Genomic DNA, 22,516 nt, shown 5'->3' with positions numbered 1-22,516 from the left:
TCAGGCCTCCTTGCGGGCGACGGCGAAGATCCGGCGGAACGGGAAGACGGTGCCGCGGGGCCCCGCGGGGTAGGCCTCGCGGAGCAGGGCCCGGTACTCGGCGAGGAAGGCCCCGGCGGCCTCCTCGTCGTCGGCCAGCGCGGTGAGCACCGGCCGCAGCGCGGTGCCCTTGACCCAGTCCAGTACCGGGTCGGGGCCTTGGAGCAGCTGGTGGTAGGTGGTCTCCCACACGTCGGCGGCGCAGCCGAGTTCCGTGAACCGCTCCAGGTAGGCGGAGGGTTCGAGGATGTGGACGTAGCGGGCCCCGTGGCCGCCGAGCCGGGACCGCCAGCGCGGGGTGTCGCACAGGTCGGCGAGGATCCGGTGGCTGGGGGCGGTGAAGTTGCCGGGGATCTGGAAGGCGAAGGTGCCGCCGGGGCGCAGTCCGTTGATCCAGGGGGCGAAGGATCCGGCGTGGCCGGGGACCCACTGGAAGGCGGCGTTGGAGACGATCAGGTCGTGGGGCTCTTCCGGGAGCCAGTCGGCGAGGTCGCCGTGGCGGAACTCCAGCGTGCCGCCGCCTCCGGTGGGGCCAGCGTACTCGGCGTCGGCGCGGTGGAGCATCTCCGGGGAGAGGTCGTAGCCGGTGATGTGCGCTGCGGGCCAGCGCTCCGTGAGGAGGGCGGTGACGTTGCCGGGGCCGCAGCCGAGGTCGGCGATGCGGGCGGCCCGGGTGGGGAGCTCGGGTATGCGGGCCAGCAGGTCGAGGAAGGGCCTGGCCCGGTGGCCTGCGTGCCGGAGGTACTGCTGCGGGTCCCAGGTGGGGGCGGTCGGCGCGGTGGGCGCTTCGTTCGTGGTGCCGGTGGTCGACGCCTGGATCCTGGCCGGCGCGGTATCGGAATGCATGTTCGAGCCTCCCTGCTGGCAGTGCGGTCGGAAGCGGAAGCTGCTCCGGCCCCCTCCATGCCCCATGATGGCGGAGAATATATCTCGACGTCAAGATACTTGAGATCGAGATGCTCGATTTAAAGAGACTTCACATCGACAGACCCTTTACACTGATCCGCATGGAGGACGAGGTCGACCGACTGGTCGCGGCATGGCGGCGGGAACGCCCTGACCTCGACGTGGAACCGCTCGAGGTGCTCAGCCGCGTCAGCAGGCTCGCGCGGCACCTGGACCGTGCCCGCCGGCTGGCCTTTTCCGAGCACGGCCTGGAGCCCTGGGAGTTCGACGTCCTGACCTCGCTGCGGCGGGCCGGCGCGCCCTACCAGCTCTCACCCGGCCAGTTGCTGACGCAGACCCTGGTGACCTCCGGGACCATGACCAACCGCATCGACCGGCTCGCCAAGAAGGGCCTCGTCGAACGGCTGCCGGACCCCAACGACCGCCGTGGGGTCCTCGTACGCCTCAGCCCCGAGGGCCGCGACCGCGCCGACCAGGCGCTCGCCGGCCTGCTGGCCCAGGAACGGGCGATCCTGGCCCAGCTCTCCCGGACGCAGCGCGCCGACCTCGCCGGCCTGCTACGCCAGTTGACCGCTCCGTTCGACAACATCCCCGGCTAGTCCCTGCCCCGGAAGTCCCGGCAGGTCGGCGGGCCGTACGCCCGCCCGCCGGGCCAGGGCCACCGCCGCGAGCGTGGAGTGCACGCCCAGCTTGCCCAGCACGTTCTGCATGTGGGTGCGGACGGTGTGCGGGGAGAGGAACAGCCGCGCGGCCACGTCCTTGCGGCCCAGCCCCGCCACCATGCAGCGCAGCACCTCGTGCTCCCTGGGCGTGAGGGACTCCACCAGCCGTTCGCTGTCGGTACGGTGCTTGCGCGCCGCGGTCAGCTCGCGGAGCACTCCGGTCAGCAGCGCGGGCGGAAGGTGCGTCTCCTCGCGCAGGACTCCGCGGATGACGGCCAGGAGCCGCGAGAGCGAGCAGTCCTTGGCCACCCAGCCCGAGGCGCCCGCCTGCAGCGCCAGGGCGGCCCGGCGCGCGTCGTCGCGCTCGGCGAGCACGACCGTACGGACCCCGGGATGGGACACGCGTACGCCCGCCACCAGCGCGATCCCGTCGGCGGCGGGCGGGGCGGAGCCGGACTCCCGCTGGGCGGGGACGCCCGAGGCGCCGCCCGCGGGGACGGCGGCCAGGTCGGCATCGACCAGCAGGACGTCGAAGCGGCGGCCCTCGGCCACCGCCCGTTCGAGGCAGCGCAGCGCGGCGGGGCCGCTGCCGGCCGCGGAGACGTCCACGTCAGGTTCGGCCGCGAGCGCGGCGGCGAGAGATTCGGCGAAGATGCGGTGATCGTCGACCACGAGTACCCGGATACGGACCACAAAACCCCCAAGGGTCGGGGAACGGACGACTGCGGGTACGACGCCCGGACCGGGTGATCCGCAGGCGCCGCGGCCGCCGCCGTGACATCTCTGCACTACCCCGGACCGGACGTCGTACCCGACTTGTCTCGACCCCTGAATCAACACCGGCCCCCACCGGTGTCACGCATCAGCGTAGGGCCGGGGTCGGCTCGTGGTTGGCCGAATTGCAGAAGTTTTCCGAGCGATTTTCCGGCGAGGCGCTTCCGGACGGGCTCGGGGGTGGCTTGAAATCGACTGCTTCCTTCCACCGGAGGTGCCGTTCCGCCCCTTGGTGTGCCGCGGGCAGTTGCACGAGGGGTATTTCACTCGGCGTGCGCACGCCGGGCGCCCGCGCGCAGCGCCCCGCACGGGCGCGCCCGAACGCACGCGCGCCCCCGCCCTGACGGGGGCGGGGGCGCGGGCGCGGGCGCGACGGGGGTGGGCGCGTGGTGCCCGTGGGATCAGCCGCGGCGGGCGCGGGTGAAGTTCCAGGCGTCCGTCACGATGCCCGTGAGGTCCGAGCGGGTCGGGGTCCAGCCGAGGCGCTCGTGCGCCCTGCGCGCGGAGGCGACGAGGAAGGCCGGATCGCCGGCCCGGCGGGGGGCCACCACCTCGGGGATCTCCTTCCCGGTGACCTTGCGGACCGTCTCGATGACCTCGCGGACCGAAAAACCGCTGCCGTTGCCGAGGTTGCACACCAGGTGCTCTCCCCCGGCGGCGACCCGCAGCGCGGCCAGGTGGGCCTCGGCCAGGTCGGCGACGTGGATGTAGTCCCGTACGCAGGTGCCGTCCGGGGTCGGGTAGTCCTCGCCGAACACCGAGATCGACTCCCGCTCGCCGATGGCCACTTGCAGCACCAGCGGGATCAGGTGGGTCTCGGGGTCGTGCAGCTCGCCGAACTGCCCGTAGGCGCCGGCCACGTTGAAGTAGCGCAGCGAGACCGCCGCGAGGCCGTGCGCCGCGCACTCCCCCGCGATCATGTGGTCGACGGCCAGCTTCGAGGCCCCGTACGGGTTCGTGGGGGCGGTCACCGAGGACTCGGTCAGCGGCCCGTCGCCCGGCTCCCCGTAGGTCGCCGCGGTGGAGGAGAACACCAGCCTGCGCACGCCCGCGCCGCGCATCGCGGCCAGCAGGGCCAGGGTGCCGCCGACGTTGTTCTCCCAGTACTTGCCGGGGTTCACCACGGACTCGCCGACCTGCGAGGAGGCCGCGAAGTGCAGCACCGCGTCGTAGGAGGGGTCCAGGTGCTCGGCGGCGTCCTGGATGCGGCCCTCGACGAACGCGGCGCCGGCCGGCACCCCCGAACGGAAGCCGGTGGAGAGGTCGTCGAGGACGGTGACCTCGTGGCCCGCCTCCAGGAGGTGCGCGGCGACCACCCCGCCCACGTATCCGGCTCCGCCGGTGACCAGGTACTTCGAGGCCCGGGAGGCCCGGGAGGCCCCGGGGAACTCGGAAGCCTGGGAAGACGCCGTCTCGCTCACGTGACTACTGCCTCTCGCCGGGGGGAGCACGCACCGTGCGCGTGCTGGTCACCGGCATACCGGAATCCGCGCCGCCGGGGAAATCCCCGGCCCCGATCAGGGCCGGGCGCCCCCGGACGGCGGCAGTCCGGCACGGTCGAGCAGACCGGTACGGGCGGCCAGCGCGGCCGCCTCCAGCCGCGAGCCCACGCCCAGCTTCATCAGCACCCGCTGGACGTGCGTGCGCGCGGTGCTCGGCGCGATGGCCATGCCGGCGGCGATGAGCCGGGTGTCCTCGCCCTCGGCGACCCGGACCAGCACCTCCACCTCGCGCGGGGTGAGCAGCCGCAACAGCCGGCTGCCCTCGTCGTCGGGCTGGGCGGCGGGGTTGAGCAGCTCCGCGAAGGCTCCCTGCAACAGCTGCGGCGCGATGGCCACTTCCCCCGCCCGGGCCTTGGCCAGGGCCCGCTCCACGCCCTCGATGCGCTCGTCGTGGCGTACGTACCCCGAGGCGCCGGCGGCGAAGGCGGCCGCGATCCCGCGCGGGCTCGGCACCGGACCCAGGACGACCACGGCGATCTGCGGGCGCTCCCGCTTGATCCGGACGACCGGCTCGAAGACCCCGGGCTCGGCGGGCGTGGCGGTGCCCAGCAGGCAGACCTCCGGGGCGCGGCTGATGACCAGTTCGGCGGCGCCCGCGGCCGGTGCGGCGGCCGCCAGCACCCGGTGGCCGCGCAGCTTCAGGGCCGAGGCGAGCGCCTCGGCCAGCAGCCGGTGCTCGTCGACCACCATGACCCGTACGCCCATTGAGGTATCCACCCCCGCCCTTCTGACCCGGCAAGCTACACGCTTGTTCGACGACGCGGTGGGGATACCGCGCAGAAGCCCCCGGAAGGACGGACCTTCCGGGGGCTTCGGGGCTTCAGGGCTCCGGGGCCTTCAGGGCTCTCGGGGCTCAGCCCGTCGTGAAGGAGACGAAGTTGTAGTACGGGTCGGTGGCCACGGAGGACTTGCTGTGCACGGCGTCGCGGGCGATGAAGAGCTTCCCGTTGGCGTAGCGGTACTCGGCGGCGTTCGGCACGTACTGGGTCTCGGCGCGCTGGGATTCCTTGGTCGCCGGGTTCTGCATGAGCACGGTCTGCTTCATGGTCTTGCCGTCGACGGAGACGACCTGGCCGCCGCCGTCGTAGGGCGGGACCTTGTAGACGATGAGGTTGGAGCCGTCCATGCGCATCGGGAACACCGTGTAGCGGTCACCGGCGTCGGCGCGGTCGGTGGTCAGCTTGCCGGTCTCCAGGTCGAAGGAGACGATCTCGTTGGTGCGGCCGGACTCGCTCGCGCCCTTGTGCTCCTCGGTCGGCATGTAGATCCTGCCGTTGCCGACGACCATGTGGGTGCAGTCCTCGACCTCGGTGGCCCCGCACTCGGGTCGGTAGTTGCCCGAGGTGAGCGGGATGCGCGACTTCAGCTGGCCCCCGTCGTCGAGGACGAAGAGGTCGCTGACGCCGGTGGCGTTCTTGGAGGTGTCGTTGACGTCCACCGCGACGACCAGCGGCTTGGTGGAGACGATCTGGGCGAAGTCCAGGCCCGCGGGGAGCTTGTACGAGCCCTTCGGTGCGCCGGTGACCGGGTCGAGGCTCTGGGCGGACAGCACGTAGTTCGGGGACGCGCCGCACCGCCGGATCACGGCGAGGGCCGGGCCGCCGGCGTAGCCGAGGTCCTCGCACCGGTCCGCGTCGGTCTTGGCCTGCCACAGGACCTTGCCGTCGGCGAGGTTCCAGGCGGCGCCGCCGTTCAGGCTGCCCGCGGCGACGGTCTGGCCGCTGACGGTGACCTCGGAGAGGTTGATGGGCTTGTCGCCGCCGGTCTGGGACTTGGCGTTGGCCTTCCACAGGAGCTTGCCGGCCTCCAGGTCGATGACGCCGACCTGGTTGCACGGCTGGTACTTCTTCTCGGCCGTCGGCAGGGCCTCGTCGAAGAGGATCGCGGTCTTGTTCTCCGAGACCCAGCGGCTGGCCCCGCAGACGTTGGCGCCGAGCGGGATCTCCCACTTCTTGGCGCCGTCGGTGAGGTTGTAGCCGACGACCTTGCCCATGTCGGACTTGGCGTAGGTGGTGTCGGTGAGCCAGGAGCCGGGGATCTGGACGATCTCGGCGGACTCCGGCATCGGGAGGTTGACCAGCGTCTTCGACTTGGTCTTGGCGGGCACCTTCTCGGTGCCGCCGCCGCCCGGGGCCTTGTCCCCGCCGGTGCCGGGGCTCGGGCTGCCCTCGGCCACGGGCTGCTTGCCGGAGCCCTCGTCGTCGCCGGAGACGTACCAGAAGCCGCCGCCGACGATGAGGACGATGGCCAGCAGGGCCGCGCCGACGATCATCAGCTGGGTACGGACCTCGTTGCCGCCGCCACCGCCACCGGCGGGGACCGCCGGGCTCTGGGCCGCGTACATGGGCGTGGTGACGGGCTGCGGCTGCTGCGGATAGCCGTACGGCTGCTGCTGCTGCGGGTAGCCGTACGCGGCCTGCTCCGACGGCGGCCCGGCGGGCGGGGCCGCGGGCGGCGCGGACGGGACCGTCGGAGGCTGGGCCGGGGGCGGCGGCGGGGGGCCGGCCGGCATGGCCGGGGGCACCGGCGCGGGGCCGCCGAAGCCGCCCGACGGCTGCTCCTCGGGCTTGCCGAAACCGCCCGGCGGCGGGTCCTGCGGCGCTCCGAAGCCGCCGGACGGCGGCTGGCTGGGGGGCGGCGGGGTACTCATCGGTGCTACTGCCTCTCGGTGGGCGGCTCGGCGGACTGCGCGGTGGAGTGCGCGCTGGACTGCTCGTTCTCGGGGCGGTCGCTCACTTGCCGAAGACCATCAGGAACTTCTCGCTCTTGTTCTGGGCCTGCAGATGGGAGGCGGAGACGAACAGCCGGCCGTCCACGTAGTCCACGTTCGGGGAGAGGAAGGAGCTCTCCACCGGGGCCGCGGAGCCGGACGGGTTGCGCAGCACCGCGGTGGGCGTGCCCCCGCCGGCCGGGATCGTGAGGACCTCGCCGCCCTTGTCGTTCTCCGCCTCGCGGTAGACGACGACCTGGCCGCCCGCCGCCTTCAGCGGGGTGAGGGTGCGCCCCTCGCCGGCCGGGGTGCGCCACTTCACCTTGCCGGTGCCGAGGTCGAAGGCGACGATCTCGTTGGGCTTGCCGATGTCGGCCTTGGTGGGCAGGTAGAGGGTGTTCGCGTCCACGTAGGAGGAACCGCAGCTCTGGAGCGAGCGGTTGAAGAGGCCGCCGCAGCCGACCGGGAAGCTGCCCTCGCCGGAGACGGTGGCGCGCTGCTTGCCGTCGGGTCCGAGGACCACGATCGAGCGCTCCTTGGCCTCGTTGCCGAGGTCGAGGACGATCGGGTCCAGCGAGTAGACGTTCTTGACCTGGAAGCCCTTGGGGAGCTTGTGGATCCAGGTGTTCTTGCCGGTCGCCGGGTCGGCGTCCATGACCTGGACGGTCTTGTCGACGTCCTGGCAGGTCGCGACGGAGATCATCTTGCCGTTCATGGCGATGAAGTCGGTGGGCGTGCAGCCCTCTTCGCGCTTGTTGGTGAAGAGCTTGTCCCCGGTGCTGACCTTGAAGGCGCTGCTCGTGCCCATCCGGTTGACGACGAGGGCGTCACCGGTGAGGGCGAGGTCGGGGGAGGTCATGATGTCGAAGAGGCCCTCCTTCGGGACCTCCTTCGACCATCCCTCCTTGCCGGCCTTGAGGTCGATCAACCGCATCTGGTTGCAGTCGGGGCTGCTGGACTCGCCGTTCTCGTACATGACCACGGTCTTGCCGTCCGCGGTCTTGTCGGTGACCCCGCAGATCTTGGCGGGGAGGGTGAGGGTCCACTTCTCCTTGCCGTCCTTGACCCCGTAGGCGGTGACCGACTTCCAGACGGTCTTGACGACGGTGTCGCCGACGATCCACTGCCCCCTGGAGTCGACGCCGGAGCCGGGGCCGTCGATCTTGCTGCTCTTGAACCAGAGGACCTTGTCCTCGCCCTGCTTGCGGCCGGCGTTGAGGTCCTCGTTCTCCTCGCCGCCGTTGCCGCTGCCGTCACCCTTGTCCACGGAGGCGGAGGGCGAGGCCTTGTCGTCGGCGGGCGGCGGCGTGGTGTCCTGCCCGATCACCTTGTCGGAGCCCTTGTCCTTGCCGGCGAAGAACACGAAGTAGCCGCCGGTGCCCAGGACGAGCACGCCGGCGACGGCGGCCGCGATCAGCACGGTGAGCTTCTTCTTCGGTCCACCGGGCGGCGCCGGCGGCATGCCCGGAGCGCCGGGGGGCATGTGCGGGGGCTGGGGCGGGAAGCCGTAGCCCCCGGGCGGCTGCTGACCGTACGGGCCCTGCGGCGGCCCGCCGTACGGGCCCTGCGGCTGGGGCTGCTGTGCGTACGGGTTCTCGCCCTGCGGCGGGAATCCGTAACCGGGCTGCGGGGGGCCCGGCAGGTGTCCGTAACCGGAAGGGTTCGGCGGCTGGTTCGGCGGCTGGGGCGGCTCGGTCATCAGCGCATACCTTCGGCTTCGGGTGTGGGAGGAAGCCCTTTCTATCACTGACCGCCGACGCGGGCCGGGCCGGTCCGACCCCTGTTCCCAAGGGAGGACCGGCCCGTGATGCCGCCGTTATCGGCCGGTCGGGGCCGCGCTACGCCTCTTCGGCGAGCTCCAGCCAGCGCATCTCCAACTCGTCGCGGTCCGAGATGAGTTCCCGCAGTTCGGCGTCGAGCTTGGCGACCTTGTCGAAGTCGGTGGAGTTCTCGGCGATCTGCGCGTGCAGGCTGCTCTCGCGGTCCGTCATCTTGTTGAGCTGCCGCTCGATCTTCTGCAGCTCCTTCTTCGCGGCGCGCGCGTCACCGGAGGACGAGGACTTCGCGGCGGCCGGGGCGGGCGCCGGGGCGGCCGCGTCGATCATCTTCTGGCGGCGCTCCAGGTACTCGTCGAGGCCGCGCGGCAGCATCCGCAGGCTCGCGTCGCCCAGCAGGGCCATGACCGTGTCCGTGGTGCGCTCGATGAAGAACCGGTCGTGCGAGATCACGATCATCGACCCGGGCCAGCCGTCGAGGAGGTCCTCCAGCTGGGTCAGGGTCTCGATGTCGAGGTCGTTGGTCGGCTCGTCGAGGAAGAGGACGTTGGGCTCGTCCATGAGCAGGCGCAGGATCTGCAGCCGCCGCCGCTCACCACCGGAGAGGTCTCCGACGGGCGTCCACTGCTTCTCCTTGGTGAAGCCGAACTGCTCGCACAGCTGGCCCGCCGTCATCTCGCGGCCCTTGCCGAGGTCCACCCGGTCGCGGACGCGCTGCACGGCCTCCAGGACCCGCAGGGACGGGTCGAGTTCGCCGACCTCCTGGGAGAGGTACGCCAGCTTGACGGTCTTGCCCACGGTCACCGTGCCGGCGGCCGGCTGGACCTCGCCCTGGGTGCGGGCGGCCTCGCCGAGCGCGCGCAGCAGGGAGGTCTTGCCGGCGCCGTTGACGCCGACGAGGCCGACGCGGTCGCCGGGGCCCAGGTGCCAGGTGAGGTGCTTGAGCAGGGTCTTGGGTCCGGCCTGGACGGTCACGTCTTCCAGGTCGAACACGGTCTTGCCGAGGCGGGCGTTGGCGAACTTCATCAGCTCGGACTTGTCGCGCGGCGGCGGCACGTCGGCGATCAGCTCGTTGGCGGCCTCGATGCGGTAGCGCGGCTTGGAGGTACGGGCCGGGGCGCCGCGGCGCAGCCAGGCCAGCTCCTTGCGCATCAGGTTCTGCCGCTTGGACTCCTCCGTGGCGGCGATGCGGTCGCGCTCGGCGCGGGCGAAGACGTAGTCGCTGTAGCCGCCCTCGTACTCGTGGACGTCACCGCGCTGCACGTCCCACATGCGGGTGCAGACCTGGTCGAGGAACCACCGGTCGTGGGTGACGCAGACGAGCGCGGAGCGGCGTTCCTGGAGGTGCTTGGCCAGCCAGGAGATGCCCTCGACGTCGAGGTGGTTGGTGGGCTCGTCGAGTACGAGGAGGTCCTGGTCGGCGATGAGGAGCTTGGCCAGCGCGATGCGGCGGCGCTCGCCACCGGACAGCGGGCCGATGACCGTGTCCAGTCCCTGGCCGAAGCCGGGCAGGTCCAGCCCGCCGAAGAGGCCGGTCAGGACGTCGCGGATCTTGGCGTTGCCGGCCCACTCGTGGTCGGCCATGTCCCGGATGATCTCGTGCCGGATGGTGGCGGAGGGGTCCAGGGAGTCGTGCTGCGTGAGCACGCCCATGCGCAGTCCGCCCGACTGGGTGACCCGGCCCGTGTCGGGTTCCTCCAGCTTGGCGAGCATGCGGATGAGGGTGGTCTTGCCGTCGCCGTTGCGGCCTACGACACCGATCCGGTCCCCCTCGGATACGCCGAGGGAGATGCCGTCGAGCAGGGTACGGGTGCCGTACACCTTGCTGACTGCCTCGACATTGACCAGGTTGACGGCCATCAGGAGCGCTCCAGGGAAGGGGTGTGGATCAGCCCCTCAGCCTAACCCTCCGCGAAGTGCCGGACCGTTCCACCAGCAGCCAGCCGCCCAACGCCATGCCGATCGCGGCGGGCGCCGTGACCGGGAGCGCGATCAGGGTGGCGCTGTGGCCCTCCAGGAGCCCGCCGAGGCCGGTCGTGGAGAGCCCGAGGACGCCGAGGAGGCAGAGCGCGGTGCCGAGGGCGGCGCGGGGGCCGGAGCCGGGGCCCTCCGCGGTCCCGCGCGGCGCCTCGAAGCGCCGGAAGAGCGCGACGAGTACGCAGGTCAGCGCGGCCGCGGCGAGGAACCGGACCGGGACCTGGGCCCACCAGGCCGCCCCGGCGGGCTCGGGCAGGGCGATGCCGAGGCCGAGCTGGGCGGCGTACACGGCGAGCATCGCGGTGAGGTGCCAGAGGAAGGCCGTCATGGCGACCCCGTTGGCGGCGACCACACCGCGCCAGACCCGGGGCCGGGCCAGCCACGCGCCGGCCGGGGCCCTGAGCAGCTCCACGGCGCCGACCAGCCAGATCCCGTGCGCGAGCAGGGCGAGGGTGGGCGGGGCCATGTTGGAGACCTTCTCCCCCGGCATCCCGACCATGGACAGCGGATACGGCCCGTACGCCACCAGCGCCACGGCCCCGGCGAGCCCGGCGGCGGCGAGGGCGCCGGGGCGGCGGATGCGCCCGTCGGCGCGCAGGAAGCCGAGCTGGTGGACGGCGAGCCAGACGAAGGCGAAGTTCAGGAACTCGGCGTACGGGACACCGCCCGCGAAGCGCAGCAGGTCCACGGCGGCCGCGGCGCCGGCCAGCGCCCCGAAAGCGGCCCAGCCGTGGCGCTCGTGCAGCTTCAGCAGGGGCGGGGTGAGGGCGACCATCGCGAGGTAGATCCCGATGAACCACAGCGGCTGCGTGACCAGCCTCAGCGCGGCCCCCGACAGCCGCCCGCCGCCGGCGCCGAGGAGCTGCACGGCGAGCGCGGCGGCGGTCCAGACGGCGACGAACACCAGGGTGGGCCGCAGCAGGCGGCGGAGCCGGGCCCGCAGGAAGGCGGCGTAGACGGGGCCGTCGGTGCGGCGGGCGAGGGAGCGGTAGGAGAGGGCGTGCGAGAACCCTCCGACGAAGAAGAACACCGGCATCACCTGCAGGGCCCAGGTGAGGAGCTGCAGCGGGGGGACGACGGCGAGGAGGTTCCCTATGCCGTCGGTGCTGACGGCGGCCATCAGCCAGTGCCCGGCGATGACGGTGCCGAGCGAGGCGACCCGGAGCAGGTCGACGTAGCGGTCCCGTGAGGCGGGGGTGACGGCGGCGATGTCGCGTGCGCTGGCTCCCATGCCCTTACGCTCCCGCGCGGGCCCCGGCGGCAACAGGGCGCGGATACTCACCTCCCGCCTAGGTACCCGGGGCCCGCGCACCCCGCCCGGAACCGAAGCCCCCGCTGCGACCGTCACCGCTGCGCGGGGCGGAGTTCCCCTACCCGCCCTTAGCCCGTTCCCCGGGCTGCGCCCGGACCCCTCCTGGGGCTCCGCCCCAGACCCCGCGCCTCAAACGCCGGCGAGGCTGACATTGCCCTGCGGGCAATCCAGCCCCCTCCGGCACCATCCGGCCCCGCCGGGCGAAATCCAGCCCCTCCGGCGTTTGAGGAGCGGGGGTCCGGGGGCTGGCCCCCGGCAACGGCGCCGCACGCGGCAACGGGGTCCGGGCAGAGCCCGGGGAACGGTGGAAGGGCGGGTAGGGGACCTCGGCCCGCGCAGCGGCACAACCGCCGCCGGGGTCAGAGGAGGGTGGCGCCCGGGGCCGGGGCGGTGGCCCGGTGGGTGCTGCGGCAGGTGCCGGAGGCGGTCAGGGCGGCCGCGACCTTCGCCGCGGACTCCGCGTCGCGGACGAGGAAGGCCGTCGTGGGGCCGGAGCCGGAGACCAGTGCGGCCAGCGCCCCGGCCTCGGTACCCACCGCAAGGGTGTCCGCGAGGGACGGCCGCAGCGAGAGGGCCGCGGCCTGGAGCCCGTTGGCGAGGGTGGCGGCCAGCGCGTCCGGGTCACCGGAGGCCAGCGCCGCCAGCAGCGCCGGGGACGCCTCGGGTACGGGGACCTCCGTGCCGGCGGTGAGCCGGTCGAACTCGCGGAACACCGCCGGGGTGGAGAGGCCGCCGTCGGCGACCGCGAACACCCAGTGGAAGGTGCCGGCCTCGACCGGGGTCAGGATCTCCCCGCGCCCGGTGCCCAGCGCCGCCCCGCCGACCAGGCTGAACGGCACGTCGCTGCCGAGCTCCGCGCAGAGCGCGAGGAGGTCCTCGACCGGGGTCTTCAGACCCCAGAGCGCGTCGCAGGCGAGGAGGGCGGCCGCCCCGTCGGCGCTGCCGCCGGCCATGCCGCCCGCGACCGGGATCCGCTTCTCGATGTGGAGGTGGACGTCGGGGCTCAGCCCGGCCCGCTCCGCCAGGATCTGCGCCGCCCGGGCCGCGAGGTTGGTGCGGTCGAGCGGCACCTTGTCGGCGTCCGGGCCGGCGCAGGTCACGGTGAGTTCGCCGGGGCCGGCGGCGGTCGCGGTGACCTCGTCGTAGAGGGAGACCGCGAGGAAGACGTTGGCCAGGTCGTGGAAGCCGTCCGGCCGGGCCGCGCCCACCGCCAGCTGGACGTTGACCTTGGCGGGGACCCGTACGGTGATCGCCCCGCTCACAGCGCGGGCCTCTCCGCGGCGGGCTTGTGCTCGGCGATCGCCGCGAACTCCTCGACGGTGAGGGATTCGCCGCGGGCCTGGGGGGAGACACCGGCGGCGACGAGTGCCGCTTCGGCTCCGGCGGCGGACCCGGCCCAGCCGGACAGCGCCGCGCGCAGCGTCTTGCGGCGCTGTGCGAAGGCCGCGTCGACGACCGCGAAGACCTCGGTCTTCGAGGCGGTGGTCTTGACCGGCTCCGCCCGGCGGACCAGGGAGACGAGTCCGGAGTCGACGTTCGGGGCGGGCCAGAACACCTTGCGGCCGATGGCGCCGGCCCGCTTGACGTCCGCGTACCAGTTGGCCTTGACGGAGGGGACCCCGTACACCTTGTTGCCGGGTTCGGCGGCGAGGCGGTCGGCGACCTCGGCCTGCACCATGACGAGGGTCCGCTCGATGCTCGGGAAGCGGTCGAGCATGGTGAGCAGGACGGGCACGGCCACGTTGTAGGGCAGGTTCGCGACGAGCGCGGTCGGCGGCGGGCCGGGCAGCTCCTTGACGAGCATCGCGTCGGAGTGGACGAGCGAGAAGCGGTCCTTGCGCTCCGGCATCCGCGCCTCGATGGTGGCGGGCAGCGCGGCGGCCAGGATGTCGTCGATCTCGACGGCGACGACCCGGTCGGCGGCCTCCAGCAGTGCGAGCGTCAGCGAGCCGAGTCCGGGCCCGACCTCGACGACCACGTCGTCCGGCCGGACCTCGGCCGTGCGCACGATGCGGCGCACGGTGTTGGCGTCGATGACGAAGTTCTGGCCCTTCTGCTTCGTCGGCCGTACGCCGAGTACGGCGGCCAGCTCCCGGATGTCGGCCGCGCCGAGGAGGGCGGAGGTCTCGGGCGCGGACGTCTCGGACGCGGACGTCTCCGGCGCGGAGGCCTCCGGCGCGGTGCTTTCGGGCTGCTGCTCTGCTGTGCTCACCGATAAAGGGTACGGCCGCAGTGCGGCCAGGGACTCGCCCCCCGCTGGACGTACAGCTTCTTCGCCCGGTACGTCTGTTCCGGGCCCGGAGCGTCCTGCGGGCGGCCGCTGCCGCCGAGGGCCTGCCAGGTCTGTACGTCGAACTGGTACAGCCCCCCGTACGTGCCCGAGGGGTCCGTGGCGCCGGGCCGGCCGCCCGACTCGCAGCGGGCCAGCGCGCCCCAGTCGAGGCCGTCCGCGCCCTGCACGGAGGTCGGCAGCGGCTTGGTGCCGACCTTGACGAGCTGGCTGACGGGCTCGCGGACGGTCTCCTCGGCGACCCGGCGGGGCTTCTGCCGGACGCCGTTGACGGTGCGCAGGCTGTACGTGACCCTGCGCGCCCCGGGCCGGCCGGAGCGCTCGACGACTTCGGTTCCGGCGAAGAGGGCGGGGTCCTTGACCCGCTCGGTCGCGTACGGGATGCGTTCCTCGCGGATCTCGCGGGTGCCGGTGATGCGGAGCACGGTGACGGTCTGGCCGTCGCGCGGGAAGGAGTCGGCGGGCACGGAGGTGGCGTCCTGGCCGTGGAGGGTGATCCCGGCTTCGTCGAGGGCCTCCTGGACGGTGGCGGCGTTGGTGCGGATGGTGCGCTCGCGGCCGTCGGCCATGAAGGTGATGCTGCGTTCGGTGCGGACGGCGAGGGTCAGGCCGCTGCGGGGGACGGTGGCGGTGCGGGGTGTGGAGAGGTAGGCGCCCTCGGCGCGGATGCCGAGCTGGCGCAGTGCGCCGTCCACGGTGCGGGCGGTGGTCCACACCTCGCGGCGCTGCCCGTCGAGGGTGAGGCTCAGCGGGCGGCCGTAGTGCACGACGATCTCGTCGCCGTCGTCGAGGACCTCCGCCCCGGCCGGGGCGACGAGGTCGTGGGGTCCGACGCCGAGTCCTTCGGCGGCGAGCAGCTCGTCGACGTCGTCGGCGAAGGTGTGCAGGGTCCGCGGGACTCCGTCGACGGTGAGGCGTACGGCCTTGTCGGCGGCGACGAAGGCGGTGGTGCCGCCCGCCAGGAACGCGACGACCAGGGCCTGCGGCACGATGCGCCGCCAGGTGTCGCGGGGAGCGGGGGCGGCGTTCCTGCGCCGCCCCGGACCGGGGGCGGGGCCGGGGCCGGCCGGGGCGGGCACCGTGCCGGGTCCGCCGCCGCGGCGCCGCCCGGTCCCCGCGGGGACCGGTCCGGCCGGGGCGGGGACGGTGTCCGGGGGCGCTGCCGGCGCGGTGCGGCGCCGGCGGCCGGTGGCCGGCGGTTCGGGGGCGGGTCCCGGCGCGGGGCCGGCCGGGGCGGGGGCCCGGCCGCGGGCCCGGCGGCCCGCCCCCGGCTCGGCGGCCGTCCGCCGCCGCCCGCCGCCGCGGGGCGCCGGCACCGCGGGCTCCGGGTGTGCTCCCGGGTCCGGCTGCCGTTCCTCCGCCGGGCGCGCAAGCAGGTCCGGGCCCGCATCCGCCGCCGGGCCCGGGAAGGGGTCCCCGTCCGGGCCTGTCGCCGGGGTCGCGTACATACGCGCGTCCGCGTCCGGTCCGGCCCCCGGGCCGGTCCCCGGACCCGCGAACGCAGCCACCCCCGGGCCGCCCGCCGGGCTCGCGTACGCGCCCGCCGCCGGGCCGGCCCCCAGGCCCGCGTACGCACCCGCCGCCGGGCTCGCGTACGGATCCATCAGCTCCGTGGTCATCAGATCCGCGCCCGGGGCGAGGAACGGGTCCGGGCGGGTGCCCGGTTCCGCGGTCGGGTCCGGGGCGGCGGCCCAGGGGTCGCGTCCACCGGCCGGCCAGGCCACATCGCTCATCGCGCTCGCTCCACTGGTCCGTCCGGCTGCTTCGGGCACGGCACCCTAGCGGAGCGGTGGTGACGCTACAAAGCGGGACGGCTACGGAACGTGGCGAACGGGTGAGGGGTTCTCGCGGCGGCACCCGACGGCCTCACCGGGCGGTCAGTAGGCGAAGGCGCGGGCCGTGTTGGCCGCCAGTGCCGTCGCCATGGCGTCCTCGTCGATGCCGCGGACCGCGGCCATGGCCCGTACGGTCAGCGGAATGAGGTACGGCGCGTTGGGCCGTCCGCGGTAGGGGGCCGGGGTGAGGTAGGGGGCGTCCGTCTCCACGAGCACCAGCTCCAGCGGGGCCACCGCCAGCGCTTCGCGCAGCGGCGCCGCGTTCTTGAAGGTGACGGTCCCGGCGAAGGACATGTAGTAGCCGGCGGCCGCGCACTCCCGGGCCATCTCCGCGTCTCCGGAGTAGCAGTGGAAGACGGTCCGCTCGGGGGCGCCCTCCTCGCGCAGGACGCGCAGCACGTCGGCGTGGGCCTCGCGGTCGTGGATGACCAGGGCCTTGCCCTGCCGTTTGGCGATCTCGATGTGCGCGCGGAAGGAACGCTCCTGCGCGGCCATGCCCTCCGGGCCGGTCCGGAAGTAGTCGAGTCCGGTCTCGCCGACGGCCTTCACGTGCGCGAGGGCCGCCAGGGCCTCGATCTCGGCGAGCGCGTCGTCGAGGGCGGCCTCGCCGCCGCCCGTGCGGGCGCCCTGCCGCGACCAGCCGTCGGGGTCCCCGTGGACGATCCGAGGGGCTTCGTTCGGGTGCAGGGCCACGGCCGCGTGGACGTTCTCGTACGCGGCGGCGGTCTCGGCGGCCCAGCGGGAGCCCTTCACGTCGCAGCCCACCTGGACGACGGTGGTCACGCCGACGGAGGCGGCCTTCGCGAGGCCCTCCTCGACGGTGCCGGACTGCATGTCCAGGTGGGTGTGGGAGTCGGCGACCGCCACCCGGAGCGGTTCGGGCAGCGGGGGCGGCGCGTCGTTCGGCGTGCTACGGCTCATACGGCCGATCTTATGACCGGCGGAAGAACCCGAGCAGCCGTGCCATCAGGCCGGGCCGATCCACCGGGACCGGCCCGGGGGCGTCGTGCAGGGCGGCCTTGCGGGGCTTCGGGGGCTTGGGGGACCTCGCGGTGTACCCGGCGGGCACCGGTCCGGCGATCCCCGGGGCCGCGCGGTGGTGGTAGAGCTGGTCGAGCATGCCGATGACCGACTTGACCTGGCCCTCCCGCATGATCCGCACCACGTGACCGCCGCAGTTCATGCAGGTCGGGTTGGACAGGGGGGAGGGGACCCGCTCGCCGTCGGCCGTGTAGACGATGAACGGCAGACCCCTGGCGTCGGTGTGGTGCTCTATCTCGTACCCCTGCTCCCAGCCGTAGCCGCACTTCATGCAGGCGAAGGAGTACGCCTCGTGCACCGTCGGGACGCCGGCGGGAGCGGACCCCGTCGCGGAAGCGGCCGGGGCGGCCGGCGCGGCGACGGTCGAGGCGACGGGTCCTGCGGTTTCGGGGAGGGGTCGGGGTTCGGCGATCTCACTCATGCCAGCTCCTCTTGTTCCACTGCTTCCATAGCCAGTGGACGCCTCTTCGGGCGGGAGCGCATCAGGCCCTGTCCGATGTTGGACGGTCCTTGGGCGAGTCATGCCCAAAGCGCCCGGTGCGCGGTCTGAGCTTTGCTTTTCAGGTTAGCTCTTTACCGACTCACGGCGACTTTTGTGCCGCGTTCTTTGCCGCCACCACCGCGTCGAACACCTCGCGCTTGGGTACCCCGACCTCGGCGGCGACCGCCGCGATGGCCTCCTTGCGCCGCTCCCCCGCCTCCTCGCGCACCCGTACCCGCTGCACCAGCTCCTCGGCGTCCACATCGCCCGGGACCGCGGCCGGGGCGCCCTCGACGACCACGGTGATCTCCCCGCGCACGCCTTCGGCCGCCCAGGCGGCCAGCTCGCCGAGCCCGCCGCGCTTGACCTCCTCGTAGGTCTTGGTCAGCTCGCGGCAGACGGCGGCGCGCCGGTCGGCTCCGAAGACCTCGGCCATGGCGGCCAGGGTGTCGTCGAGCCGGTGCGGGGCCTCGAAGTAGACGAGGGTGCGGCGTTCGGCGGCGACCTCGCGGAGCTTGCCGAGGCGCTCGCCGGCCTTGCGCGGCAGGAAGCCCTCGAAGCAGAAGCGGTCGACCGGCAGGCCGGAGAGGGCGAGCGCGGTGAGGACGGCGGAGGGCCCGGGGACGGCCGTGACCTTGAGGTCCTTCTCCACGGCTGCGGCGACGAGCCGGTAGCCGGGGTCGGAGACGGAGGGCATGCCGGCGTCGGTGACCAGCAGGACGCGCTTGCCGGCCTCCAGGGCCTCGACCAGTTCGGGGGTGCGCGCGGACTCGTTGCCCTCGAAGTACGACAGGACGCGCCCGGTGGTGTACACGCCGAGGCCCTGCGTCAGCCTGCGCAGCCGCCGGGTGTCCTCGGCGGCGATCACGTCGGCCCGCTCCAGCTCGGCTGCGAGCCGCGGCGGGGCGTCGGCGAGGTCGCCGATGGGCGTCCCGGCGAGCACGAGAACGCCTCCCGCGAGGGAGTCGGAAGGGGCCGGGGAGGGAGCTTCGGCGGAGCCGGACTGGTCAGTGGTCACCGCCCCATCCTCTCAGCCGCCCCCACCGGTACACCCCGACGCTCCCGTCCCCCTGGGTTTGGCACAGCCTCGTTCCCTACGATGTGCCGGTGACCAGTACCGCGACGCCGCCGCCCAGCCCTGCGGGGGCCCCGCCCGCCACCGAGGCCGGGCCCGGCCCGGACCCCGCCGACCAGCCGTCCGCCTGGCTGCGCCGCCTGCGCGGCTTCGGCTACGTGCCGCCCGCCGGGTCGAAGCGGCAGTCGGACGTGCGCACCCGCCTGGTGCCCCCGTACGCGCGGCCGTCCGCGCAGCTGTGGGCGCAGATCGGGATCGGGCCGGCCGCGGCGGTGCGCTGGGAGCGGGTGCTGGCGTGGGCCGGGCCGCTGCTGGTGGCGCTGGTCGCAGGGGTGCTGCGGTTCGTGCACCTGGGCACCCCGAAGGCGGTGATATTCGACGAGACGTACTACGCCAAGGACGCCTGGGCCACGGTCCAGCAGGGCTACGAGGCCAGCTGGCCCAAGGACATCGACAAGTCGATCCTCGCCAACCCCGACGGGGTCCCGCTCCCGCTGGACCCGGGCTACGTCGTGCACCCGCCGGTCGGCAAGTGGGTGATCGGGCTGGGCGAGTGGATGTTCGGCTTCGACCCGTTCGGCTGGCGGTTCATGACCGCGCTGCTCGGCACCCTGTCCGTGCTGATGCTGTGCCGCATCGGCCGGCGGCTGTTCCGTTCCACCTTCCTGGGCTGCCTGGCCGGCCTCCTGTTGGCCGTGGACGGCCTGCACCTGGTGATGAGCCGGACCGCCCTGCTCGACCTGGTGCTGATGTTCTTCGTGCTCGCGGCCTTCGGAGCGCTGGTGATCGACCGGGACAAGGTGCGGGCCCGGCTCGCGGCGGCGCTCCCGGTGGACGAGGAGGGCCGGACCCGGCCGGACGCCCGGATCGCGGAGACGCTGAAGCTGGGCTGGCGCCCGTACCGGCTCCTGGCCGGGGTCTGCCTGGGCCTGGCCTTCGGCACGAAGTGGAACGGCCTGATCGTGCTGGCCTTCTTCGGCGTGCTGACGGTCCTGTGGGACGCGGCCGCGCGCCGCACCGCGGGCGCGGGGGCCCCGTACGCGGCGATGCTGCGCCGCGACAGCTGGACCGGCTTCCTCTCGCTCGTCCCCGTGGCGATCTCCGTCTACGTGGCGTCCTGGCTCGGCTGGATCCTCTCCCCCGACAACGGCAAGGGCGGCTACTTCCGCGACTGGGCCGCCAAGAACGACCAGCACAGCTCGTTGTCCTTCCTGCCGGAGTGGCTGCGCAGCCTGTGGCACTACGAGACGGAGGTCTACAAGTTCCACGTGGGCCTGACCTCGGGCCACACCTACGAGTCGAACCCGTGGAGCTGGCTGGTCCTGGGCCGTCCCGTCTCCTACTTCTACGAGTCCCCCGCACCCGGCACCGACGGCTGCCCGGCGACGGAGACCGCCAAGTGCGCCCGCGAGGTGCTGGCGCTCGGCACGCCGCTGCTGTGGTGGACGGCCTGCTTCGCGCTCCTCTACGTACTGTGGCGGTGGATCTTCCGCCGCGACTGGCGGGCGGGCGCGATCGCGTGCGCGCTGGGCGCGGGCCTGCTGCCCTGGTTCAACTACCAGGAGCGGACCATCTTCTTCTTCTACGCGGTGGTCTTCGTCCCGTACCTGTGCCTCGCGGTGGCCATGATGATCGGCGCCCTCCTGGGCCCGGCCGGCTCCTCGGAACGCCGCCGCGCCCTGGGCGCGGTGGCGGCGGGCGTCCTGGTGCTCCTGATCGTGTGGAACTTCATCTACTTCTGGCCCATCTACACGGGCCAGACCATCCCGATGGACTCCTGGCAGAACCGCATGTGGCTGGACACCTGGGTGTAGCGGCCCCGGGACGGGGGCAACCAAAGCCCTGAGCCGTCTGTCTGTTCGACGTAGGGTCTACGCCACGGGCTGCTTGAACGCGTTCAGCGTTCGAGGTCCGGGGGCGGGACACACGGGAACGGGGAGAGGGAATGAACGGGGCTGCAAAGGGGGCCGTCGTCGGCGGGGTCTTCCTGGCGATGCTGGGCGGGGCCGTGTACGGGGTGTACGCGCTGGTGGGGGACTCCGGGGACGGCGACGCGAAGAGCACGAGCGCGACCGGCCCGGCCGTGCCCGCCAAGGGCACCGGGCCGGTCAGCGACAAGGACGCCGCGGCGACCGCGCAGGCCTTCTTCGCCGCGTGGACGGCCGGGGACGCCCGGGCGGGGGCCGATCTGACGAACAACCCCGCGGAGGCGCAGGGCGCCCTCGGCGATTTCACGACCAAGGCCTACGTGTCCAAGGTCGCGATCACCCCCGGCGCGCAGACCGGGACCACGGTGGCGTACTCCGTCGCGGCTGAGGTCACCTACGAGGGGGTCACCAAGCCCCTCGCCTACGAGTCCAAGCTGACCGTGGTCCGCGGCAACACCACGGGGCTCCCGCTCGTCGACTGGCAGCCCTCGGTGCTCCACCCGCAGCTCCAGAAGGGCGAGAAGCTGCGCGGCGGCGCCCCGGCCAGCCCTCCGGTCAAGGCCGTCGACCGCAAGGGCCGGGAGCTGACGGCGGAGAAGTACCCGTCGCTGCGCCCGGTCCTCGACAGCCTGCGCAAGACGTACGGGGAGCGGCTGGGCGGCACGAGCGGCGCCGAGCTGTGGATCGAGCCGGTCGCGCAGGAGGCGCCCCGGCGGACCCTGCTGACGCTGGTCGAGGGAGAGCCCGGGGAGATAGAGACCGTCCTGGACGCGGACGTCCAGGCGGCGGCCGAGCAGGCGGTCCTGAAGTTCCCGCAGGCCTCGGTGGTCGCCGTCCAGCCGAGCACCGGCAACGTGCTGGCCGTCGCCGACCACCGCGGGGACGGCTTCCCCGCCTCCCTCAGCGGAGCCCGCGCGCCCGGCTCGACGATGAAGATCGTGACCGGCGCGATGCTGCTGGACCGGGGCCTGGTGGCGGCGGACAAGGTGGCCGAGTGCCCGGCGCAGGTGCAGTGGGGCGGCAAGACCTTCAAGAACCTGAAGGGCTTCAAGCTCGACGGCGAGACCTTCGCGACGAGCTTCGCCCAGTCCTGCAACACCGCCTTCATCAAGCAGATCCTGCCGGTGGACGACGACGACGCGCTCCCGAAGGAGGCCCGTGAGGTCTTCGGCATCGGCGAGGGCGTCGAGTGGAAGGTCGGCGTGCCCACCGTCGACGGCAGGGTCCCGGCCGCCACCGGTCCGGCGGCGGCCGCCGCGTACATCGGCCAGGGCCAGATCCAGATGAACCCGCTGACGATGGCCTCGGTCACGGCGACCGCCCGGACCGGGGTGTTCCGTCAGCCGGTCGTCGTCAAGGCCTCGCTGGACGGCCGCGAGATCGCGAAGGCAACCCGGAAGATGAAGCCCTCGGTGGCGGCGCAGCTCGTGCGGATGATGAAGCTGACGGCCGCTTCGGGGACCGCCCAGGGTGCGATGTCCGCGGTCCACGGCTCCGACAAGGGCGCGAAGACCGGCTCGGCGGAGGTCGACGGGGCGCAGAACCCGGACAGTTGGTTCACCGGTTTCAGCGGCGACGTGGCGGCCGCGGCGATGGTCGAGGGCGGCGGCCACGGCGGCGACGCGGCGGGCCCGATCGTGGCGGCCGTCCTGAACGCGGGCTGACCGCGAGGCTGCCCTCCCGGCCCCTCAGTTCTCCCAGCCCCTCAGCTCTCCCGGCCCCTCAGCTCTCCCGTACGGCGACCAGCGCGGCCCCCGCGTGCCGGATCAGCTCGTGCGGATCCATGGGGAACACGGTGTGCGGGGTGCCCGCGGCCGCCCACACCACCTCGTGGGCCAGCAGGGAGCGGTCCGCGAGGACCCGGGTGCGGGTGCGGTGCCCGAAGGGCGGCACCCCTCCGATGGCGTAGCCCGTGGTCTCCCGGACCAGGGCCGCGTCCGCCCGGGTCACGGCACCCGCCCCCAGCTCGCGGCGGACCGCCTCCACGTCCACGCGGGAGGCCCCGTCCATCAGGACCAGTACGGGAACCCCGTCGGCCGCGAAGATCAGCGACTTCACGATCTGGCTGAGCTCGCAGCCGATCGCGGCGGCGGCGTCGGCGGCCGTGCGGGTCCCGTCGGGGAAGCTCCGTACGTCCGGCTCCAGCCCCAGGGTGGCGAGGGCTTCGGCGAAGAGGGGGTGCGCAGTGCTCGTCATGACGGCACGCTAG

18 protein-coding genes are annotated in these 22,516 nt (G+C 73.4%); 3 read left to right on the top strand and 15 right to left on the bottom strand.

Going from position 1 to position 22,516, the window contains the following annotated elements; all coding sequences use genetic code 11:
* Positions 1 to 885 carry a trans-aconitate 2-methyltransferase gene (locus ACZ60J_RS18745; protein ID WP_469683104.1) on the bottom strand — a complete coding sequence of 295 codons (885 nt, stop codon included), beginning with the start codon at positions 883 to 885 and terminating at the stop codon, positions 1 to 3.
* Between the two features lie 161 nt (positions 886 to 1,046).
* Between ACZ60J_RS18745 and ACZ60J_RS18740 the strand changes: the two genes are divergently transcribed.
* On the top strand, positions 1,047 to 1,544 hold the full coding sequence (locus ACZ60J_RS18740; RefSeq protein ID WP_254385882.1) for a MarR family winged helix-turn-helix transcriptional regulator: 498 nt from the start codon (positions 1,047 to 1,049) through the stop codon (positions 1,542 to 1,544).
* On the opposite strand, the gene ACZ60J_RS18735 is transcribed toward ACZ60J_RS18740, so the two are convergent.
* The 13 genes from ACZ60J_RS18735 to rsmI form a co-directional block, all read right to left on the bottom strand.
* Positions 1,503 to 2,300: a response regulator transcription factor gene (locus tag ACZ60J_RS18735; protein ID WP_469683102.1), complete on the bottom strand. Its 798-nt coding sequence runs from the start codon at positions 2,298 to 2,300 to the stop codon at positions 1,503 to 1,505. The two genes, ACZ60J_RS18740 and ACZ60J_RS18735, sit on opposite strands and share 42 nt — an antisense overlap.
* 482 nt (positions 2,301 to 2,782) lie before the next feature.
* A complete protein-coding gene (gene galE, locus ACZ60J_RS18730; protein ID WP_469683300.1) occupies positions 2,783 to 3,730 on the bottom strand; it encodes a UDP-glucose 4-epimerase GalE in 948 nt (315 codons plus the stop codon).
* Positions 3,731 to 3,898: 168 nt separating this feature from the next.
* Positions 3,899 to 4,588, bottom strand: coding sequence for a response regulator transcription factor (locus ACZ60J_RS18725; protein ID WP_469683299.1), 690 nt, complete (start codon positions 4,586 to 4,588; stop codon positions 3,899 to 3,901).
* A gap of 148 nt (positions 4,589 to 4,736) precedes the next feature.
* Positions 4,737 to 6,533 (bottom strand): outer membrane protein assembly factor BamB family protein, encoded by a 1,797-nt coding sequence (locus ACZ60J_RS18720; RefSeq protein ID WP_469683100.1) that lies wholly within the window; start codon positions 6,531 to 6,533, stop codon positions 4,737 to 4,739.
* A gap of 82 nt (positions 6,534 to 6,615) precedes the next feature.
* Positions 6,616 to 8,292 (bottom strand): outer membrane protein assembly factor BamB family protein, encoded by a 1,677-nt coding sequence (locus ACZ60J_RS18715; RefSeq protein ID WP_469683098.1) that lies wholly within the window; start codon positions 8,290 to 8,292, stop codon positions 6,616 to 6,618.
* Between the two features lie 139 nt (positions 8,293 to 8,431).
* On the bottom strand, positions 8,432 to 10,228 hold the full coding sequence (locus ACZ60J_RS18710) for an ABC-F family ATP-binding cassette domain-containing protein (protein WP_469683096.1): 1,797 nt from the start codon (positions 10,226 to 10,228) through the stop codon (positions 8,432 to 8,434).
* A gap of 28 nt (positions 10,229 to 10,256) precedes the next feature.
* Positions 10,257 to 11,576, bottom strand: a complete 1,320-nt coding sequence (locus ACZ60J_RS18705) for an acyltransferase family protein (RefSeq protein ID WP_469683094.1) — start codon at positions 11,574 to 11,576, stop codon at positions 10,257 to 10,259.
* A gap of 440 nt (positions 11,577 to 12,016) precedes the next feature.
* Positions 12,017 to 12,919, bottom strand: a complete 903-nt coding sequence (locus tag ACZ60J_RS18700; RefSeq protein ID WP_469683092.1) for a 4-(cytidine 5'-diphospho)-2-C-methyl-D-erythritol kinase — start codon at positions 12,917 to 12,919, stop codon at positions 12,017 to 12,019.
* Positions 12,916 to 13,755, bottom strand: coding sequence for a 16S rRNA (adenine(1518)-N(6)/adenine(1519)-N(6))-dimethyltransferase RsmA (gene rsmA, locus ACZ60J_RS18695; RefSeq protein WP_469683297.1), 840 nt, complete (start codon positions 13,753 to 13,755; stop codon positions 12,916 to 12,918). Before rsmA ends, ACZ60J_RS18700 begins: the two co-directional genes overlap by 4 nt.
* Before the next feature lie 110 nt (positions 13,756 to 13,865).
* Positions 13,866 to 15,026, bottom strand: coding sequence for a ubiquitin-like domain-containing protein (locus ACZ60J_RS18690; RefSeq protein WP_469683295.1), 1,161 nt, complete (start codon positions 15,024 to 15,026; stop codon positions 13,866 to 13,868).
* 798 nt (positions 15,027 to 15,824) lie between these two features.
* Positions 15,825 to 16,703 (bottom strand): TatD family hydrolase, encoded by an 879-nt coding sequence (locus ACZ60J_RS18685; protein ID WP_383956350.1) that lies wholly within the window; start codon positions 16,701 to 16,703, stop codon positions 15,825 to 15,827.
* Between the two features lie 10 nt (positions 16,704 to 16,713).
* Positions 16,714 to 17,094, bottom strand: coding sequence for a hypothetical protein (locus ACZ60J_RS18680; protein WP_469683293.1), 381 nt, complete (start codon positions 17,092 to 17,094; stop codon positions 16,714 to 16,716).
* Positions 17,095 to 17,404: 310 nt separating this feature from the next.
* Positions 17,405 to 18,247, bottom strand: a complete 843-nt coding sequence (gene rsmI / locus ACZ60J_RS18675) for a 16S rRNA (cytidine(1402)-2'-O)-methyltransferase (protein WP_469683291.1) — start codon at positions 18,245 to 18,247, stop codon at positions 17,405 to 17,407.
* A gap of 164 nt (positions 18,248 to 18,411) precedes the next feature.
* On the opposite strand from rsmI, the gene ACZ60J_RS18670 reads away from it, so the two are divergent.
* The gene (locus ACZ60J_RS18670) at positions 18,412 to 20,193 is read left to right on the top strand and encodes a dolichyl-phosphate-mannose--protein mannosyltransferase (RefSeq protein WP_469683090.1); all 1,782 of its coding nucleotides are present in this window, start codon (positions 18,412 to 18,414) and stop codon (positions 20,191 to 20,193) included.
* 131 nt (positions 20,194 to 20,324) lie between these two features.
* Positions 20,325 to 21,971 carry a penicillin-binding transpeptidase domain-containing protein gene (locus tag ACZ60J_RS18665; RefSeq protein ID WP_469683089.1) on the top strand — a complete coding sequence of 549 codons (1,647 nt, stop codon included), beginning with the start codon at positions 20,325 to 20,327 and terminating at the stop codon, positions 21,969 to 21,971.
* 58 nt (positions 21,972 to 22,029) lie between these two features.
* Here ACZ60J_RS18665 and ACZ60J_RS18660 read toward each other — a convergent pair whose 3' ends face one another.
* Positions 22,030 to 22,503, bottom strand: a complete 474-nt coding sequence (locus tag ACZ60J_RS18660; protein ID WP_469683087.1) for a YbaK/EbsC family protein — start codon at positions 22,501 to 22,503, stop codon at positions 22,030 to 22,032.
* Positions 22,504 to 22,516 lie beyond the last annotated feature (13 nt).

This window comes from Streptomyces sp. NPDC104226, from assembly GCF_055584085.1.
The sequence above is the reverse complement of the archived record's forward strand: the minus strand, read 5'-3'. Positions and strand labels throughout refer to the sequence as shown.